This is a genomic window from Prochlorococcus marinus subsp. marinus str. CCMP1375, from assembly GCF_000007925.1.
In the GTDB taxonomy this organism is placed as follows: Bacteria; Cyanobacteriota; Cyanobacteriia; order PCC-6307; family Cyanobiaceae; genus Prochlorococcus_E; species Prochlorococcus_E marinus.
The window spans coordinates 1,103,284-1,119,946 of sequence record NC_005042.1 but is presented as its reverse complement, the minus strand read 5'-3'; the positions used below and the strand labels follow the sequence as shown (position 1 = coordinate 1,119,946).

The window sequence follows — 16,663 nt, the reverse complement described above, 5'->3', positions numbered from 1 at the left end:
CTCTTAGAGCACTTTCTAGAAATAGAATCTTTTTCATTTTTTAAAAGCTTTTAAGCTGACTATATTTATGCGACTTCTAAGCTGGGAAGAATTTAATAGCTGTGTTCAGAAAATTGCCTATTTATGTAGGGATAAGGATTTCTCAGGCGTTTATGGAGTTCCTAGAGGAGGACTTTGCCTAGCAGTTTCAATTAGCCATATATTGAGAATTCCCTTTTTGCAGGACCCAGCGCCTAACTCATTGGTAGTTGATGATGTTTATGAAACAGGATTGACATTAGATACATTTAGAGAAATTCCTGATGTCACAGCATTTGTTTGGTTAAGTAAAGTTGAATGCGGATGGTGGAATGCTATAGAAGTTTGTGCACCTGAAGAATGGATTGTTTTCCCCTGGGAGGAACCTTTGTTCGCCAAGGAAGAAGAAGAGTTTTATCGATTGAACAGGAATTAATTTGATGACTCGAAAAATTATTTACTTAGCTTCTCCATATGGATTTTCAAAACAGTGTAAAAAGAATCTTCTGCCTGAGTTTATTGCAGCACTTGAAGACCTAGGGGCAGAAGTTTGGGAGCCTTTTAGTCGTAATGCTCAATATGAAAACCTTCAGCCAGGTTGGGCTCATGACATTGCACTTGCAGATTTACGTGATGTAAGGAATTCAGATGGAATACTTGCGGTTGTTAATGGCACCCCCCCTGATGAAGGGGTAATGATTGAGCTTGGTGCAGCTATTGCATTAGGTAAGCCGACATTTTTGTTTCGTGATGACTTTCGTCGCTGTAGCGATTCTGAAGAATATCCTCTTAATCTAATGCTTTTTGCTGGGTTGCCTTCTATTGGATGGAATGATTATTTTTATACATCAATTGAGGAATTATCAGATCCGAAGAAAAGTTTGGCAATTTGGTTGAAAGATTGATTGAATTTCGCTGGAAAATTTGAATTAATAGAAACTCAAAATGGGATTTGTATCAGGAGGTAAGAAAAATTAGTTTTATTTAATAAATACAGCAACTAGAAGGCACGATTTTATGAGAAAATTTCTGTATTAACAGATACATAGGGGCTTTTCTTATCATGATTACAACATCAAGAACACAAATCCAAGCAAAAGGGGTAAAGAAAAAGCCTCAACCCCTTAAGAGCGAAGCTGAGAAATTGGCACAAGAATATTATAAGAAAATGAAGGTTGACTGGCTTTAACGTTAAAGGAGGGGTAAAGAATTCATCTAATTCACTATTTGAAATGACATTAAATCTAATAAAATCTTCAGCGTATGTGTGACTAATGAACTATTTTATTGTTATCTATGCTTTTGAAAATGATTTTGCTAAAGATAACGAATTCTTCTGAAGTTGTAAAAGCTAAAGCAGGTAAGTTATTTGAAAAAATCACCCCTGATCGAATTGATCAGAAATTAGTGGAAGCTCAGGTCATTCAAACAATGATTGAGCAATTAAAAATCGAAGGTCTCAAAGGAGAAATATCTAGCGTAAAAGGCTTAGAAATAGATGGATCTGATTTGATTACGAAGAGTAGTTTTGTTATTAGAGAGACTAAAAGCTTTTAATAGAATTTAAATTTATTCAAAAATCATTTATGGATAGACTGAATTTTTCAGAGATATTTTATAAATTGCTTTGCTATCTAAGAAAAGATGCTTTGTTTTTATATCTTTTTAATTAATTGGCGTCAAACAGCCCCTTTGGTTTAAAGTTAATTGGTCTGATTGATTCGTTGTTTTCCGAACTTCTTATTGCAATGCTTTGCCAATAAAGAAAATCCCTTGTGGAATCAAGCAACTTTCTCTAGCAAAACCCTATAGTAATGACTTGTTTTTTAGAAAATCAATCTTTGCATTCATTTGGCAAGTTTTACTTGGAATTGCTTTTTGACAAACTTGTAATTAGAAGGGAGTTAAATAGTTGAGAAATCATCAAACAATTCAACGTAGTGATTTTGTTATTACTCCTTATTTGAAGCGCAGTAATGCGAGAGCATTTTGGCAAGTATCAACGACAATTATTCCAGTAGCCCTTCTCTGGATCTTAATAGCTTGGATTGATCAATCATCTTTTAAGACTCCTTTTAGAGCACTTGGATTGATTCCTGTACTTGCCATCTTAACTTTGTTGTCATCACGAGCATTTTCTTTGATGCATGACTGTGGTCACGGTTCGCTTTTTCGTTCTCGGAGGTTAAATCGTATAACAGGATTTTTACTTGGGACTCTCAATGCAATACCTCAATACCCTTGGTCACGTGACCATGCTTTCCATCATCGCCACAATGGGAATTGGGAGGTGTATCGAGGTCCTGTTGACGTTATAACTCTAGAGGATTATCAAGCACTATCAAAAATAAATCAGTTTCTTTATTCAATTAGTCGTCATTGGTTGATGTTATTCCCTGGAGGTTTCTTTTATCTTGTAATCAAACCTCGTTTGACATTGATAAATGCCATTGCTCATTTTATTTGGTCTATATTGGTTGAACTTTGTAATAAATTACTAAAAAGAGATTTCGCAAATCTCTTTTCTTTCTCTACAAGATTTCAAGCAAATTACTCAGGATATGGAAATTCTTCTGGAGAGTTGATAGATCTAATTGCTAACAATGTCATTGTTATCATCAGTTGGATTCTTATGAGTAGATGGCTAGGAGCTGGTCTTTTTTGGAGTTGCTATTCGATAATAATGACGGCTTCAGCCGCTATTTTTATTTGTATATTCTTCGTTCAGCACAATTTTGAAGGTTCTTACGCTAATGGCAGTAATGAATGGAGTGCCATACTTGGTGCAGTTGATGGGAGTAGCAACTTAGACATACCTAGACTATTGAATTGGTTCCTTGCTGACATTTCCTTCCATAGCATGCACCATTTATGTGACCGTATACCTAATTATAATTTGAGAGCTTGTCATATTAGAAATAAACACCTACTTGTTAATGCAAAATATCTAAAAATCAGTGATATTCCAGGTTGTTTTGAATATATTCTTTGGGATGAGCATGCACAGCAATTGGCAACAATATAATTTACTTATGGTTTGAATGTAAGGACTTGACCTTACTCATTCTTTAAGAAGCTATTATTAAGAACACTTAGGTTCCTAAAATATTTTTTAAAGATTTAAATTAAATAAGGTGTCTCTTCATATTAATAACCTTATTAGTAATTATAAGATATTTATCTACCTCTCAGCCTTTTAAATTAATGACGCAATTATTCTTGAATTTCACTTTGGTATGGTTTTCTTTTTTGATGATGGTTTCTTTTTCTCCAAAAGTGAATGCTTTCCCACAAGATCAATTCAAAGATTGCATTCTTGCTTCAAAATCAAACCCTGCTGTAATTGGTGTTCCTGAAACAGCTATAGAAGCGTTTTGTAATTGTGCTTTAACAGCAATTGTTGATGAAGGTAAGAATGATCAAAACTCCGCTATAGAGTGCGCGGAAAAAGAACTCAATAATTAATTAAGAAGAATTAGAGCTTCCTATATTTATTTGCTTGATTCTGAATCCAAGGAAACATCCTTTATGCTTGTTTTTTTCATGGTTTTACCTTCCTATATAACCTTGCATATAGTTTTAAACAAATAATGGAAAGAGAAATGAATATTCTGCTTGATCTAACGTTTTCTGCTATGACTTAAATAGTCTTAAAAGCCTAAATGGGGTTTCCACATTGTCTTTTATGCGTTGCTTTGGCTTGCCTTTCCTTTTCTATTGTAGGTTCGAGAGGCATAATGCTTTGGCAGTTAAGCGGACTTGAAGCTTTATTTGATTAATTATGGTTAATATTTCAGATTCAATTAAATCTAAGAATGTTCTTGGAGAACCATTACAACAGTGTAGCTGCAATCCAATTACTGGTTGGTATAGAGACGGTAGTTGTAAAACAGATTCTTCCGATGTTGGTAAACATTCTATTTGTTGTGTAGTGAGTGAAGCTTTTTTGAGATATAGCAAAGCACAAGGGAATGATTTATCTACGCCAATTCCCCAGTTTGATTTTCCAGGATTAAAAGACGGCGATCATTGGTGTTTATGTGCTCTAAGATGGAAGCAAGCTTATGATGATGGGATGGCTCCTTGGGTTAGGCTAGAGGCAACTGAAATTAGCACGCTAGAAATAATTGACATTGAAGTATTGAGAAAGCATTCTTATCAAAGCACCCAATAATTCTATTCTTAAAGAATTGTCAAGGTAAAGATCCTAAATCAATGCTAGAAAGATAGTTAAGTTTCATTTTCTATTTTTTCGGAATTATTTCAATGCCGTTAATTAATGTTCGGACTTCAGTAGCTCAATTTGAAAAGCCTCAAACGTTACTGAAAGAACTTTCAAAAGAATTGTCTGCTTTAACTGGTAAACCAGAAAGTTATGTAATGACTTTGATGCAAACAAATGTACCCATGACATTCGCAGGCACTAATGCACCCTGTTGTTATGTTGAGATTAAATCGATTGGGGCAATCACACCTGCGAAAATGACAGCGGCTTTTTGCGAAATTATTTCAAAGAACACGACAATACCTACTAATCGTATTTATATAGCATTTGAAGATGTATCTCCAGATTCTTGGGGTTGGGATGGAAGAGTATTTGGATAATTCGACTCTTAATACCTAATGATGAGTGTAGGTCTTTAAATTAGGGATTTTAATTAATTTACAATTCCTAAGCCAAAAAAAGAGTTTGCAATGAAAAGCAAACTAAACCCTCCAAGGAAAGATAGGCCGACCCAACATAATAAATTCATTAAAGGACTATAGCGATATTTTTTAGATACTAATGAGCTATTAAGAGTATCCATTGCCATCCAAGCAAATATAGGTGCGGTTAAAAAGCTGCCTGTCATAGCTCCAAAGACAAAATCTTTAACACTTATGCCTCCTGATTTTGCGATTAGAAGCGCAGTTAAAGAAGTGAAAATATGTATAACAATCCAAAATTGTAGTCGCTTCCTTTCAGACAAGGATGAGGTTATTCCTCTATCTTTTCCTTGAAGAAGTCCTTGAACTGCTGAAATACTTCGAGGATATGCATCTAAGCATGTCAATGTCGTACTGAACATTGCGGCAAAAGATGCTGGGATAATGACCCACTTAGCCCAATCCCCCATTGAAGATGTATATAGACGAATAAGATTTTGGGCAAAAGAAACCCCACTTTCTGAAAGCATCACCTCGCCACTCCCATACATGGTGAATGCACCAAGAGAGACAAATAAAAGTGATGTAATGACAGTAATTAAATATCCAAGATTAAAATCAAATTCAGCTTCTTGAAGATTTGCGGTGTATTTTGTATCTCTTGATCTTGAGAACATCCAGAGAGAAGGCCAAACACATAATTCAACAGGACCAGGCATCCAACCCATTAATGGAATTAAAAACGATAGATTTGAAAGTGTCCAAGGACTTGGATTGCTGTCAATAAAATTAATGTCGATATTCCCGAGAGAACCACGCTGTAATAGAGATATAACTGCAAAACTTGTTAAGAGAGTTAGCATCAACACAAGGATTTTTGAGATTTTATCTAGTGCTTTGTAATGTCCGAGCAGCAAGATTATGCCACTTGCAACTAAAACTCCAATAGATAAATCCATAGGTGGGATGGTTGATAAAAAAGGAATATTTGTGAGTAGAAGACCAGTGACAAAGCTAACTGCGGCAATAGTAAATGTCCCTGTTATTAGGCCAATTACTAAATAAAGAGGTAGATATATTGAGTTTCGAGCTTTAAAGCCTTCTAATAATGAAAGTCCCGTAACAGCAGTAAAGCGAGTGCCGACCAATAAAAAAGGATATTTCAATAAATTGGTAAGTAATATCAAGCCCACTAAGGCAAATCCAAATTTTGCACCAGCTGTAGTAGATGACATTAAATGCGACCCACCAATACATGCACCAGCTAAAACAATCCCAGGACCTAAACTCTTTTGAATACCTTGTCTTGAGAGCTTCATTATCAAATAACTACTTTCCCTATGGTGATAAGAAAATCAACTTTTGTAAAAGGTAAACAACAAAAATAGATGATTTTAAAGACTATTTTCTTGAAATCAAATTGCGTTAACAAACAATAAAAAGGATTTGTATTGAGTCAAAGTAAAAATTATCAATTAACTTAAGTCGTTTTTCCTTTAATTAATCTCTATGAATAGAAAAGAATTACCAATCCTTTTTTGGAATAATGAGATTCTCTTTCTTCTCTACTTAGGTCAAGTCCAACCTCTAGCCCTTCTTTAAGAGCATCTTCATAAGAGTTTTTAGAAGAATCAGAAATTTCTTGTTTACATAAGGCAGCTATCCCAATAGGTGTAGCATGCCATTGGAATTTGGATGTTTGCCCTATAGCAGGTTCTTTGAGTGAATCCTCTAGTAGTTCTTGAGTTGACATGCTTTTTTGATAATTGTTATTGAACTAAAAGAGTTAGATCTCTTACACAATGACAAGAAATGAAACTAAATGCGATAAATTCTTTGCTTTCAGAACTTAAAGGTTTCTCTCAAATTAGTCTTTAACCTAGACTTTTTAAGTGCAGCACTTGAAAATAAGTCAATTAGAACAAAATCCTGTTGATCTAGCTAATTTTTAAAACCATTGCCCAAAGAGGTATTGAAATTAGAGAGAAACAAGTGCTCCATACCACTAATGATCGAGCTGAATTTTGATTTTTTGCACTAGCTTCAGAGATTAGAAGTATTGAGATTGCAGTAGGAGTGGCAGCTTGAAGAACCAATGAATTTCTCATTGTGGTGCCGACCTTAAGGATTGTGCATATACTCAGCATTAGGCTAGGAAGAAAAAGTAATTTAATTGTTAAAGCATTTTTGATAAGCATGATTTGAGTAAGGGCAGATTTGTTTTTAGAGATATTTAGAAAACTAATTCGCATACCAACAATGATAAGAGCCAAAAAAATGACAATTTTCGAAGGCATCCAAAGAAAAGAAGTAATCTGTTGATTCCATGGAGTGCATTGAACTACTAGGGCCCCAAGTAGACCTTTGCTTGCAGGACTATTTAAAATAGATCTAAGAAAAATTCTCCATTGAGAAATTTTCTTAGATCTATTTTCAGTATGAGCCATTATCAATGGCCCTAAGCTCCAGATTATTAAAGTGGCTCCAATATCAAAACCAATACTAAAGCTGAGAGCCTCTGTAGGAAGTAATGCTAATGAGATTGGAATCCCAAAATAGCCTGTATTACCAAAATGACTACCTAATAAAAAGGTTTGATTTGAAAAAAGATTTTGAAGTGATGGAGATATATTAATAATAAAAATGGATATTCCTATTGTTAAAAGGGCAATAGCGGCAGCTTCTATTAACTGCCAATTCATTCCAGATTTCAGAAGAAGTCCCATCAAACTTATTGGGATACCAAAAGTCGTAAGAGGCTTTGCTATTTTTAAAGATAAGTTTTGATTGAATCGTCCAATCAGATACCCTATGGAAAGGCAGGGAATTAATTCAAAAAGGAGATAAACAATTTCCATTGATTTAAAATTGACTTGTTAGCTAAATTCTTATTAGGAGCTTTTTAGCTCTGCGCTAATCTGGAAATGAATGTTTTTTTATTGCCTGCATTAATCCATCCTGTTGCAATTGTTTTGGTTGCGGTTTTTGTTATGCGTCCTCTATGAATATGAGATAAGCCTGCTGGGAAAATTATAAGTTTGCCTCGTTTAGCCGATTCATGATGTTCTTGCCAATGAAATTCGGTTCCTCCTGAATCAACATCATTGCAATAAAGTATCCATGCAAGTACTCGATATATAGGTTTTGTAATCTCTTCATTAGTAGCCCAATCACAATGCCATTGCTTGAAGCCTTCATTTGGCGCATATCTTTGTAAGTTGAAGATTGGGTTAACGAAAAGAGATTGTTCTGGACAACAAGTTTTAAAGAGAGGCCGTTCAATTAGATAGCGATTTAGAGCAGCATCGACACCACGCATTATCACTTCAGATAATGCATATGCTTCTGGGTCTGACTGGTCAATAGCTACAAGACTTATATCAGTTGAAACCTTAGATTCTGTTGCAGAAGAATATTCTTTGCTATCAAAAGAGATGCCTTTCCGGTGTAAGTCTGGACGTCTATTAAAGAATGCTATAACACCATCAGCAACAGATTCAAACCCTTTATTATGATAACGGGCAATTAATTCCATATGCACATTTTAAGACCTATTGCTGAGTTCATTTGAGTTTTCTTTTCTTATATATTCTCGATAATAGGATTGTCAGGGTCTTCTATAGTCATATCTGGGAACGCTACAACATCTTCATAGCTAGGTAGATCTACAATCCATTCGGCAAATTCATTGATTAGAGCATATTGGTCTTTACCTTTTAGATGCTTTGATCTGTCTAAAACATGAATCACTGCAAGGGATAGTGATTCAATGGCTGAATTAACTTCTTGCATGTTTTTATTGAACTACTTCAAGATACCTAATATAAGTATCAAACGCTACTCCTTAAACTTGATGAGGCAGGTTGTTTTTGAGCCAATTCAAATAATTGACCCTTCTTTTGAGGAGATAGTTATGAAATGCCTATTAAAATAGGCCATTTGGAAAGAATAGCCTATGAATTATGCTATGGGGGCTTTTTTGAGTACAAGTTTCTACAAGCTATTGACCTTAAGTCATAAACTAACAATTTAGAAAACCTTTCAACACTTAAGCAATAGCAACTGTACGGCTAAAGTTATTTAATGACATATATAGAAAAGTGAAACGCGCAGTATTTAAATAATTAATTCAACTATTCCGTCCGTTACATATTTAGCAAGATCTTTTATATTAGATTCAATCTCGTTGAGGTTAGATTTCCATTTTTCAGAAACTTTTTTGGCTAGTTGGTGATCTTTTGCATGGGTTAGCATAGATTTAACCATATAGTCTTCAAGTCCTATGTTCATTCTTACTTCTAAGTAATTCCATACTGATTTATCTAGGGTGTTAATATATTTTATATTGTCTGTCCCTGTATAATCGTACAATTCCATCACTCCATGGTGGCAAAAAATTTGTCCTAGTTCATCGTATGCACTTGTAGCATCTTTTGCATGCTCATATTCAGCAAGCATCCACTCTAATTCTTTGCTTTTTTCGTCGCTCCCATCTCTTACTGATCTAAGAAGTTTATAAAAAGAGCCGAATTCAACTGGATTCGCCATTTGATGAATTTAGTTCAACCAACCATAGGATCTTCTTTGGGTTAATAGATGTTTTAGGGAATTATTTTCATTAAATTCTTTATAAGTCACTTGATTGAAGGCTGTCTTGAAATAAACTATTAGTGTCTGCTCCAAATGGCTATCTAGATTGGCTTAAGCTTATGAGCTTTGGCAATAAAGAATTTCCTTGAGGACCATTCGTTTTTTTGCCTCCCTAGGTCCTTTTTTTGTATGACAATTTTCATTGGTAATCTTTCCTTTGATGCTGAACAAGAAGACATCATTGGTGTTTTCACTAGTTATGGAGAAGTGAAAGATTGCAAGATCCCTCTTGATCGTGAAACTGGAAGAAAGCGTGGATTCGCTTTTGTTGAAATGGTTAATGAAGCTGATGAGCAAAAAGCAATCGATGATCTTCAAGATGTTGAATGGATGGGGCGCAATATTCGTGTAAACAAAGCTGAACCTAGAAGAGATTCAAGGGATGGTAGACGCTCAGATTACGGAGGAGGTAGAAATCGCAGGTGATTTTGATTGGTAATTATGGATTGAGTATGCAAAAAAAATTAGCAGATACAATTCATCTATTGATAAATCAAACAAAAGATTAGTGAGCATATTTGAACCCTGCTATGAGTTCTAACCATAAGTTTGTTTATATAATGATCAAATGTCGATATCACTAAGATATAACCACCTCTCTTCTGAATTTTGAATAGTTTCTATTATATCGGCAAGTTTTTGGCTTTGAATTGCAATGTTAGATCCATTGAGATTTTCTTGAATACATTTTTCTAACAACGATTTTTCTTTTTCTAATAAAGGTAATTCCCTTTCTAATTCTTTTAGCTCTTCTTTTTCTTTGAAACTGAGGCATCTCTTTTGCTTCCCAACGCTAAACTTTTTTTCTTTTAAGAGTTGATTTGACTTTTCTGAGTGCTTTGTTTTTGTCGCAATTCTTTTATCTTTATAAGGTTCTTCTAGATTGCCTTTTGCTATTTTTCTTTGCTCAAGAAATGAACTGTAATTACCTTCATACCTGTTTAATTGGTTATTCTCAAAATTAAAAATTCTATCTACTGTTCGATCTAGGAAATATCTATCATGCGATACGACAACAACACATCCTTTGAAATCTTCTATGAAATCTTCAAGAACTGCAAGTGTCTTAATATCTAAATCATTTGTTGGTTCATCTAAAAGCAATAGATTAGGTGCCTTAATAAGCATCTTACAGAGGGTTAATCTTCTTTTCTCCCCCCCCGAAAGTTTCGCTATAGGACTGTGTTGTTCTGAAGGGGAAAAGAGGAATTGTTCCAGCAATTGAGAAGCAGTATATTGTTTCCCTCCTATATCAATTCTTTGAGCTGCTTCTTCAACAAATTCTATAACTTTTCTTTCTAAGCCTTTCCCTGCAGTCAACTCATTAGTGTGTTGATCTAAGTAGCCAATTTGAATTGTCTCCCCTACTTCAATTGTTCCATTACATGGCTCTCTTTTCCCTGCTAGTAGATCTAGGAATGTTGACTTTCCACTGCCATTTGCTCCAATGATGCCCACGCGATCTTCTGAACTAAAACTATAACTAAAATCTTCGAGGAGAATCGCCCCATTAATTGTTATGGAAAGCTTTTCTGCGTTTATTGTTTTTTTGCCAATTCTTCGTGATAAAGAATTCATCTTTAGACTTGTCTGAGTCTCAGTAAATTGATTAGATTGCATGTCAGCAATTCTTTGAAGCCTTGCTTTCTGCTTAGTGCTTCTTGCCTTAGGACCTTGCTTTAACCATTTCAACTCTTTCTTTAATATGCTTTGAAATTTCTTGTTCGAAGACTCTTCTAATTCTTTTTGTTGAACCTTTTGGTTTAAATATTTACTGTAGTTTCCAATGTATTTATAGCTCTTTCCTCTTTCAATCTCAATCAATTGTGAAGTTACCTTATCAAGGACGTATCTGTCATGAGTTACAAGAACTAGAGCCCCTTTATAATTTTGAAGCCAATCTTGTAACCACTCAACTGCTGATGCGTCCAAGTGGTTCGTTGGTTCGTCAAGAAGCAATACATCAGGGTTTGAAACTAATGCTGAGGCTAAGCCTACTCTTTTCCGATATCCACCAGAGAGTTCGTTAATAGACTTATGAACATCTCTAATGCCAAGTCTTCTTAGCACTTCTTGGCATTGTTGCTCTAGATTCCATGCCTTTGATACGTCCATACGCTCAGAGACCCTGCCAAGCTTATTTAGAAGAATTTGGTCGTGTGGAGAACTTGCAAGTTGTTTAGTTACTTCATTGAATTGAATTAATAGCTCCCTTTTCTCGCCACATCCTTTGAGAACCTCTTGTAAAACAGATTTGTGTTTATTTAAGTGAATCTCTTGCCCGACCAAAGCCACTTTGGTCAAAGAAGAACATTTCCTTTCTCCAGACATAAGAGGTTCGAGCCCTGCAATTATTTTAAGAAGGGTTGATTTGCCTGCTCCATTGGGGCCAATTAGGCCAAGTCTTTCCTTATTATTTATATGTAAATTTAGATTTTCAAAAAGAGTACGAACTCCGAAATCCTTGGATGCATTTATTAGACTAATTAAAGTCAAAAATAACTCCTGCCTTGATTAGCATCTAAACAATAAAAGTAAGTCAATGCTAATAGTTAAGTGATTTAAAAACTTCATCATTAATAAATTCTATATAAAAATATCAACAATTATTATTTAAACGCCTGTGAAATTAATTTCTTGGAATTTCCAATCCTTATTCTGATGTTTCAAAAGAACGCAAAAGCTTAAATGCTTTTCGGATAATTAAAACAGCACCATATGTTCCTAATCCGATAGGGAAAATAGCTAAAGGATTTGGTGACATTTCAGAGTAAGTCTTGGCGCCATCTGTGTAGTCAATTCCATGACAAGGGGAAAAATAAAATAGTCCAGCAAAAATTAGTCCCCATCCAATGATAGAAAGAAAGCCATCCTTGATTCTCCCATCATAAAACCTGTCCAAGCCTAAGCCCCAACCAACTGAAAGCAAAGCCAATCTAGTAAGAGCTTGTTTTTCTTCTTTTCTAAACAATGGAGTTTCCTCTTGGTCTTAATTTTCTCAGAGTATAGTACTTAAATTGTAGAAGTGTGGTTTAGACTTATAAAATCAGATGTTAATAAATAAATAATATAGTTTTTAGCTTAAAATGCTTTAACTATGTTTGTACTGGAAGCATGAAATTTCGCATTAAACGACAAGACGGGATTGAAGATCATATTACTTGCCAAGAATTTGATAAGTATGATGATGCTTATGATTTGCTTGATGAAATTTATGCTGATATATGTTGTTCTGATGCTGATTATGACGATCGCCCATACTATGAAATAAAGCAAGAAAAGGCCTGATGCATTCTTAGGTGGTATAAACTTGGGCAGTGATATTTGCACATTTATAGCTATAAGCTTAGTTTTGGAGCTAAATGCTTAAGTGGCTTACTTATGAGGTTTTTCTTCTTGAACACATATATCTAGGTTGATCTGAATGTCATTTTTAATGGTAATAGATAATAATAGATACTTTAAAGAACGATCCTTTGACTGACTTTTACGGTTTCTTTGCTGCCTTCCTTACAACAATTGCTTTTCTTCCGCAAGTGATCAAAACCTTTAGGACAAAGTCTGCTGAGGATGTATCTGTTTTAATGCTTGTTTTGTTTATAACTGGATTGATTTTTTGGATTATTTATGGATTGGGTTCTAATGCTCTTCCAGTTGTAGTTGCAAATGTAATTACCTTGATTTTTAATGTATCAATATTGACACTTAAATTAGCTTATGGAAAGAATAAAATAAAAACAGAATGGAGATAAAAAATTAATTACTCTGGAATGGGTTGGCAGGCATTCTTTGCTTGGATTCGATACTAAGTTCATCAAGAAGAAGTTTTTCTTTTTTATTAAGTTCCCATTTGCAAGCTTCGCTAATATCTAGTGCTTGATTAGGCGTTCTAATGCCAGGTATAGGTATGCTGCCATGAGAACGGCACCAGTTCAATGCAACTTGTGTTTGTGAAACTCCTCTATCATTTGCAATTTTATGCAGCCCCTTTCTTAAATCAATACTTGATGGGATTAATCTATTGAAAATTCTTTGCCGTAAAAAAGTTTCAGGGACTTTCTTCTCTGAGGGACTTATGCTTAGAACACCTAGAGCTAAAGGGCTGTAAGCTAAAAGTTGAATATTTAACTCTTTGCAAACTTCTTTAATTTGATAATTTCTCTTTTGTTGTGGAGACAAAAGAGAAAATTGTATTTGTAGACTTTTAAGAGGTATGCCACGTTTTTTTAGTCGATCATATATCCACCTCAGTCGCAAAGGTCCCATGTTTGAAACTCCTATCTCTGAAATAAGACCTTGTTCATAAATACTTCCAAGACAATCTATTAATTGAACTTCTTGCCATGGAGCATATCTAGAAGTGCTCCAATGAAGTTGAATTCTATCGAGCTTCCCTTTAAGCCTATTTTTACTTGCATGAAAAGCTTTAGTCAGAGCTTCTTTCCCTAATCTCCAAGGGTATGGTGCTAACTTTGTAGCAATAACAATGGACTTTCGCCTTGTTGGGGATAGATCAGAAAGATATTTCCCAAGTAGTTTTTCGCTTCGTCCATTCAATGAGCCTGTGCCATAAGAATCAGCTGTATCGATTAGGTTTAAGCCATTATTAATGGCGATTTTAAAGGTTTTTTCAAGAAGCTCATCATCTTTTTCAGGTAAATACCCCCAAAGAAATTTATTCCCCCAAGCCCATGTTCCAAACCCAATTTTTATCAAGGTACCAATCTAAAGCTTTTTGTATCATGAATTCTTCCTTGCTCAAATGACCTTTTGTATTTGAATTAGTGTTTTTTCGTAAGGTTTTATTTATTTATGTTTTGATTTCAAAGAATATTTTTAGACTTAAATAAGTGATAACAAGAACATTATTTATCTAAAAGAGCCATTACTTCAGATTAAAAATCCTTTTTCAGGATCAAATTGTCCTTGATTAATGTATATAATAATATAAGGAATATTGATTGACTTTAAAATAAAAGGATGGAAAAAACAAAAACCTATTTTAATCTTTCTCTTCAACAGCGGTATAGAACACAATTACTTTTAAACTCTATTAGAGGGAAGTCATGGACGCTTGACCTACCTGTCCTTGTTTTTGATAGATGTTGGTTAAGACTTGACCAAGTTAGATTGATTGATTTGCCTTTAATGTTGCCCCCAGATGCTTCAAATGAGGCTCCTGAGATGATTTATTATAGAAAGCTTCTTAGTGAAGGGAAAGATCAGCTGTTAGCTGTCCAGGAATGTTGGAATGAATTTGGGATGGAAGATTTTCATAGAGCACTAAGGCTTTGTTGGCATGTCAATGATGTAGGCAACAATGGGTGGACCTATACTAAATATTTAGGGTTAATTAGAGAATATAGATTGAAGATTAATAGCTCTATCAATACAATTCCAATGATTATATTAGCTCGTCAGGATTCAAAAGATGATCATAAAATTACTTGGCTTTGAATAAATAAATAAGAATATACTATACTTAAAGTACAGTTACTACCAAATCATCCTATGCCTGAATCTAATTATAGTGAAAGTGAGTTGAATCAGATTTGTGAAGATGCCTTTGTTAATGTAAAAGAAGCTTGCATGAGATTGCAGGAAAAAACAAAATGTTCAAATCAAGTGGTTATAGAGATGCTTAGAAATGTCGCAGATTTTTATTTATCGCAGGAATCTGATTTGTAGCAAGCTATAGAATCAGATCGTTTGCATAATTAAATGAATATATTTTTTTTAATTATGTAAAAGATCTAATGCTAAATTAAGAAATTATATTATTTGATAAAACCATGATTCATACATTTTCAGTGATAATGGGATTAGGAGTGGTAGAAAAAATAGTTATCATTTTTTCTGGTCTTGGATTTATCATAATGTTTGCTATTGGTTCTGCCACAGGTGGATATAATGACTTGATAAAAACTACATTGGAAAATGATGAATTGAGAAGAAAAAATAAAAGAAAATAAGAATATAAGTTTATGCCAAGGTGTTTATATTTTAAATTCCAGTCTTCTTCTCTCTTCATGCATCTCTTCTATTTCTTTATAAATATCTTTTAATTTAATATTTATATGCTCTACATCTTTTAGACTATCAAGAGTTTGCATTGCTTTGATAAGATTTTCTTTAGCCTCAATAAGTCTTCTACATTCGAGACTCCCTGATTCTGTAGACATAATTGATTTTGGGTTTGCAGTGAGGGTAAAATTGCAGAGAAAAGTGTTTAGCTGCCTAAGAGGCAGAAAAATTTATTAGCCCCTTAAAAAAAACTCCCTAAGAAGCTTTTTTATTATCTATTCTAAGGAGTAATTTTGTGAAGACTTAATTTATACCAAAATAAAACAGATTTCCTTTTAACCAAGAGCTGTTACTTTAGACAGATTTGGAAATATCTAATTCTAAGAGAGCTGCTCTCTTAAATTTTCAATATGCTTGAATTAAAGTCTAGTAATTGCATTAATTAAGGTAATGATATTCGAAGCTACGTATTTTGGTTCTAGCAGTTGGTTCATTAATCTAGATGGATTGAGAATCTTGATTGATCCATGGCTCACAGGGGACCTTTTCTTTGCGCCTGGACCATGGCTTATAAATGGCAGATTGAATACCAAAATAACTGTCCCTAAAACAATAGACCTTTTGCTTTTGACTCAAGGGTTGCCAGATCATGCTCATCCTGCTTCATTAAAACTTCTTGATCGCTCCATTCCTTCGATATGTTCTTACAGTGCTGGAAGGGTTTTAGAAAAACTAGGGTTTTCGAATAAGACAAGTCTTAAGCCAGGACAATCAAAGAACCTAGATCAAACTTTTATTGAAGCTACAGAAGGCGCTGCTGTTCCAGGACTTGAGAATGGTTACATTGTCTCTTCCAAAAACTTTTCATTTTATATTGAGCCCCATGGGTTTCTTGATGAAAAGATCAAACCTCGTAGACTTGACGCAGTTTTCACGCCGGTTATAAATCTTAAGCTGCCTTTGGCAGGAGCTTTTATTAAAGGTAAGTATGTATTGCCAAAACTTATTAAAAAGTTTCAACCTAAGAAAGTATTTGCAAGCACTACAGGTGGTGATGCAAGTTTTACTGGTTTATTGAATTATTTGATTTCTATTGATGGCTGTAATGAAGAGGCTTCTAATTTTATTAAGGATAAAGCTGAATTTATTAACCCTAAAGTAGGAGAGATTTATCAATTGAATGATTATATTAATCAATAAAAAGAATCTATATTTAATAGATTTACTTCACAAAAATATAATTAGAAAGGTGTACTTGGAAGGAAATGTAGAATAATAAAACCTATGGCTGCTGCAAATACAACTGATATGCCAATAGCAAATA

General features: G+C 34.2%; 24 protein-coding genes. 14 read left to right on the top strand and 10 right to left on the bottom strand.

Going from position 1 to position 16,663, the window contains the following annotated elements; translation table 11 throughout:
- Window positions 1-67: 67 nt before the first annotated feature.
- From PRO_RS05945 to PRO_RS05915, 7 genes are all read left to right on the top strand, one after another.
- Window positions 68-454, top strand: coding sequence for a phosphoribosyltransferase (locus PRO_RS05945; protein WP_011125363.1), 387 nt, complete (start codon window positions 68-70; stop codon window positions 452-454).
- Between the two features lie 4 nt (window positions 455-458).
- Window positions 459-923, top strand: coding sequence for a nucleoside 2-deoxyribosyltransferase (locus PRO_RS05940; RefSeq protein ID WP_011125362.1), 465 nt, complete (start codon window positions 459-461; stop codon window positions 921-923).
- A gap of 403 nt (window positions 924-1,326) precedes the next feature.
- A complete protein-coding gene (locus PRO_RS05935; protein ID WP_011125361.1) occupies window positions 1,327-1,575 on the top strand; it encodes a hypothetical protein in 249 nt (82 codons plus the stop codon).
- A 355-nt stretch (window positions 1,576-1,930) separates the two neighbouring features.
- Window positions 1,931-3,043, top strand: a complete 1,113-nt coding sequence (locus PRO_RS05930) for a fatty acid desaturase (RefSeq protein ID WP_011125360.1) — start codon at window positions 1,931-1,933, stop codon at window positions 3,041-3,043.
- 227 nt (window positions 3,044-3,270) lie between these two features.
- The gene (locus tag PRO_RS05925) at window positions 3,271-3,483 is read left to right on the top strand and encodes a hypothetical protein (RefSeq protein WP_036892430.1); all 213 of its coding nucleotides are present in this window, start codon (window positions 3,271-3,273) and stop codon (window positions 3,481-3,483) included.
- A gap of 316 nt (window positions 3,484-3,799) precedes the next feature.
- Window positions 3,800-4,192: a DUF2237 family protein gene (locus PRO_RS05920; protein WP_011125357.1), complete on the top strand. Its 393-nt coding sequence runs from the start codon at window positions 3,800-3,802 to the stop codon at window positions 4,190-4,192.
- A gap of 92 nt (window positions 4,193-4,284) precedes the next feature.
- Window positions 4,285-4,623 carry a phenylpyruvate tautomerase MIF-related protein gene (locus PRO_RS05915; protein ID WP_011125356.1) on the top strand — a complete coding sequence of 113 codons (339 nt, stop codon included), beginning with the start codon at window positions 4,285-4,287 and terminating at the stop codon, window positions 4,621-4,623.
- Between the two features lie 53 nt (window positions 4,624-4,676).
- Here the strand turns inward: PRO_RS05915 and PRO_RS05910 are convergent, their stop codons facing one another.
- From PRO_RS05910 to PRO_RS05885, 6 genes are all read right to left on the bottom strand, one after another.
- On the bottom strand, window positions 4,677-5,984 hold the full coding sequence (locus PRO_RS05910) for an NRAMP family divalent metal transporter (RefSeq protein ID WP_011125355.1): 1,308 nt from the start codon (window positions 5,982-5,984) through the stop codon (window positions 4,677-4,679).
- A gap of 188 nt (window positions 5,985-6,172) precedes the next feature.
- The gene (locus PRO_RS05905; protein ID WP_011125354.1) at window positions 6,173-6,418 is read right to left on the bottom strand and encodes a hypothetical protein; all 246 of its coding nucleotides are present in this window, start codon (window positions 6,416-6,418) and stop codon (window positions 6,173-6,175) included.
- A gap of 184 nt (window positions 6,419-6,602) precedes the next feature.
- Window positions 6,603-7,523 carry an AEC family transporter gene (locus PRO_RS05900; RefSeq protein ID WP_011125353.1) on the bottom strand — a complete coding sequence of 307 codons (921 nt, stop codon included), beginning with the start codon at window positions 7,521-7,523 and terminating at the stop codon, window positions 6,603-6,605.
- 44 nt (window positions 7,524-7,567) lie between these two features.
- Window positions 7,568-8,200: a 2OG-Fe(II) oxygenase gene (locus PRO_RS05895; RefSeq protein WP_011125352.1), complete on the bottom strand. Its 633-nt coding sequence runs from the start codon at window positions 8,198-8,200 to the stop codon at window positions 7,568-7,570.
- Window positions 8,201-8,247: 47 nt separating this feature from the next.
- Window positions 8,248-8,457, bottom strand: a complete 210-nt coding sequence (locus tag PRO_RS05890) for a hypothetical protein (RefSeq protein ID WP_011125351.1) — start codon at window positions 8,455-8,457, stop codon at window positions 8,248-8,250.
- A gap of 324 nt (window positions 8,458-8,781) precedes the next feature.
- A complete protein-coding gene (locus tag PRO_RS05885; RefSeq protein WP_011125350.1) occupies window positions 8,782-9,213 on the bottom strand; it encodes a hypothetical protein in 432 nt (143 codons plus the stop codon).
- A 231-nt stretch (window positions 9,214-9,444) separates the two neighbouring features.
- Here PRO_RS05885 and PRO_RS05880 point away from each other — a divergent pair, with 231 nt between their 5' ends.
- A complete protein-coding gene (locus tag PRO_RS05880) occupies window positions 9,445-9,741 on the top strand; it encodes an RNA recognition motif domain-containing protein (RefSeq protein WP_011125349.1) in 297 nt (98 codons plus the stop codon).
- A 138-nt stretch (window positions 9,742-9,879) separates the two neighbouring features.
- Here PRO_RS05880 and PRO_RS05875 read toward each other — a convergent pair whose 3' ends face one another.
- Both PRO_RS05875 and PRO_RS05870 read right to left on the bottom strand, forming a co-directional pair.
- A complete protein-coding gene (locus PRO_RS05875) occupies window positions 9,880-11,811 on the bottom strand; it encodes an ABC-F family ATP-binding cassette domain-containing protein (RefSeq protein ID WP_011125348.1) in 1,932 nt (643 codons plus the stop codon).
- Window positions 11,812-11,968: 157 nt separating this feature from the next.
- Window positions 11,969-12,286 carry a hypothetical protein gene (locus PRO_RS05870; protein ID WP_011125347.1) on the bottom strand — a complete coding sequence of 106 codons (318 nt, stop codon included), beginning with the start codon at window positions 12,284-12,286 and terminating at the stop codon, window positions 11,969-11,971.
- Window positions 12,287-12,429: 143 nt separating this feature from the next.
- On the opposite strand from PRO_RS05870, the gene PRO_RS09405 reads away from it, so the two are divergent.
- Together PRO_RS09405 and PRO_RS05865 are read left to right on the top strand one after the other, a co-directional pair.
- Window positions 12,430-12,603 (top strand): hypothetical protein, encoded by a 174-nt coding sequence (locus PRO_RS09405; RefSeq protein ID WP_011125346.1) that lies wholly within the window; start codon window positions 12,430-12,432, stop codon window positions 12,601-12,603.
- Between the two features lie 188 nt (window positions 12,604-12,791).
- Window positions 12,792-13,067, top strand: a complete 276-nt coding sequence (locus PRO_RS05865; RefSeq protein WP_011125345.1) for a SemiSWEET transporter — start codon at window positions 12,792-12,794, stop codon at window positions 13,065-13,067.
- Between the two features lie 4 nt (window positions 13,068-13,071).
- Here the strand turns inward: PRO_RS05865 and PRO_RS05860 are convergent, their stop codons facing one another.
- Window positions 13,072-14,031 carry an aldo/keto reductase gene (locus PRO_RS05860; RefSeq protein ID WP_011125344.1) on the bottom strand — a complete coding sequence of 320 codons (960 nt, stop codon included), beginning with the start codon at window positions 14,029-14,031 and terminating at the stop codon, window positions 13,072-13,074.
- Between the two features lie 264 nt (window positions 14,032-14,295).
- Here PRO_RS05860 and PRO_RS05855 point away from each other — a divergent pair, with 264 nt between their 5' ends.
- The 3 genes from PRO_RS05855 to PRO_RS05850 all read left to right on the top strand — a co-directional run bounded on the left by PRO_RS05855 (window position 14,296) and on the right by PRO_RS05850 (window position 15,287).
- Window positions 14,296-14,772: a hypothetical protein gene (locus tag PRO_RS05855; protein WP_011125343.1), complete on the top strand. Its 477-nt coding sequence runs from the start codon at window positions 14,296-14,298 to the stop codon at window positions 14,770-14,772.
- 54 nt (window positions 14,773-14,826) lie between these two features.
- Window positions 14,827-15,003, top strand: coding sequence for a hypothetical protein (locus PRO_RS09400; protein ID WP_011125342.1), 177 nt, complete (start codon window positions 14,827-14,829; stop codon window positions 15,001-15,003).
- 104 nt (window positions 15,004-15,107) lie between these two features.
- Window positions 15,108-15,287: a hypothetical protein gene (locus PRO_RS05850; RefSeq protein WP_036892302.1), complete on the top strand. Its 180-nt coding sequence runs from the start codon at window positions 15,108-15,110 to the stop codon at window positions 15,285-15,287.
- Window positions 15,288-15,311: 24 nt separating this feature from the next.
- On the opposite strand, the gene PRO_RS05845 is transcribed toward PRO_RS05850, so the two are convergent.
- Entirely contained in the window at window positions 15,312-15,497 is a 186-nt protein-coding gene (locus PRO_RS05845) for a hypothetical protein (RefSeq protein WP_011125340.1), read from the bottom strand.
- A gap of 292 nt (window positions 15,498-15,789) precedes the next feature.
- On the opposite strand from PRO_RS05845, the gene PRO_RS05840 reads away from it, so the two are divergent.
- The gene (locus PRO_RS05840; protein WP_011125339.1) at window positions 15,790-16,539 is read left to right on the top strand and encodes an MBL fold metallo-hydrolase; all 750 of its coding nucleotides are present in this window, start codon (window positions 15,790-15,792) and stop codon (window positions 16,537-16,539) included.
- Window positions 16,540-16,663: the final 124 nt, after the last annotated feature.

What these genes read in the sequence shown, in the direction of transcription:
- PRO_RS05905 (WP_011125354.1), bottom strand. Translation starts at nt 6,418, where the DNA reads ATGTCAACTCAAGAACTACTAGAGGATTCACTCAAAGAACCTGCTATA.
- PRO_RS05925 (WP_036892430.1), top strand. Translation starts at nt 3,271, where the DNA reads ATGATGGTTTCTTTTTCTCCAAAAGTGAATGCTTTCCCACAAGATCAA.
- PRO_RS05915 (WP_011125356.1), top strand. Translation starts at nt 4,285, where the DNA reads ATGCCGTTAATTAATGTTCGGACTTCAGTAGCTCAATTTGAAAAGCCT.
- PRO_RS09405 (WP_011125346.1), top strand. Translation starts at nt 12,430, where the DNA reads ATGAAATTTCGCATTAAACGACAAGACGGGATTGAAGATCATATTACT.
- PRO_RS05885 (WP_011125350.1), bottom strand. Translation starts at nt 9,213, where the DNA reads ATGGCGAATCCAGTTGAATTCGGCTCTTTTTATAAACTTCTTAGATCA.
- PRO_RS05880 (WP_011125349.1), top strand. Translation starts at nt 9,445, where the DNA reads ATGACAATTTTCATTGGTAATCTTTCCTTTGATGCTGAACAAGAAGAC.
- PRO_RS09400 (WP_011125342.1), top strand. Translation starts at nt 14,827, where the DNA reads ATGCCTGAATCTAATTATAGTGAAAGTGAGTTGAATCAGATTTGTGAA.
- PRO_RS05940 (WP_011125362.1), top strand. Translation starts at nt 459, where the DNA reads ATGACTCGAAAAATTATTTACTTAGCTTCTCCATATGGATTTTCAAAA.
- PRO_RS05935 (WP_011125361.1), top strand. Translation starts at nt 1,327, where the DNA reads ATGATTTTGCTAAAGATAACGAATTCTTCTGAAGTTGTAAAAGCTAAA.
- PRO_RS05910 (WP_011125355.1), bottom strand. Translation starts at nt 5,984, where the DNA reads ATGAAGCTCTCAAGACAAGGTATTCAAAAGAGTTTAGGTCCTGGGATT.
- PRO_RS05890 (WP_011125351.1), bottom strand. Translation starts at nt 8,457, where the DNA reads ATGCAAGAAGTTAATTCAGCCATTGAATCACTATCCCTTGCAGTGATT.
- PRO_RS05900 (WP_011125353.1), bottom strand. Translation starts at nt 7,523, where the DNA reads ATGGAAATTGTTTATCTCCTTTTTGAATTAATTCCCTGCCTTTCCATA.
- PRO_RS05895 (WP_011125352.1), bottom strand. Translation starts at nt 8,200, where the DNA reads ATGGAATTAATTGCCCGTTATCATAATAAAGGGTTTGAATCTGTTGCT.
- PRO_RS05845 (WP_011125340.1), bottom strand. Translation starts at nt 15,497, where the DNA reads ATGTCTACAGAATCAGGGAGTCTCGAATGTAGAAGACTTATTGAGGCT.
- PRO_RS05920 (WP_011125357.1), top strand. Translation starts at nt 3,800, where the DNA reads ATGGTTAATATTTCAGATTCAATTAAATCTAAGAATGTTCTTGGAGAA.
- PRO_RS05945 (WP_011125363.1), top strand. Translation starts at nt 68, where the DNA reads ATGCGACTTCTAAGCTGGGAAGAATTTAATAGCTGTGTTCAGAAAATT.
- PRO_RS05855 (WP_011125343.1), top strand. Translation starts at nt 14,296, where the DNA reads ATGGAAAAAACAAAAACCTATTTTAATCTTTCTCTTCAACAGCGGTAT.
- PRO_RS05840 (WP_011125339.1), top strand. Translation starts at nt 15,790, where the DNA reads ATGATATTCGAAGCTACGTATTTTGGTTCTAGCAGTTGGTTCATTAAT.
- PRO_RS05850 (WP_036892302.1), top strand. Translation starts at nt 15,108, where the DNA reads ATGATTCATACATTTTCAGTGATAATGGGATTAGGAGTGGTAGAAAAA.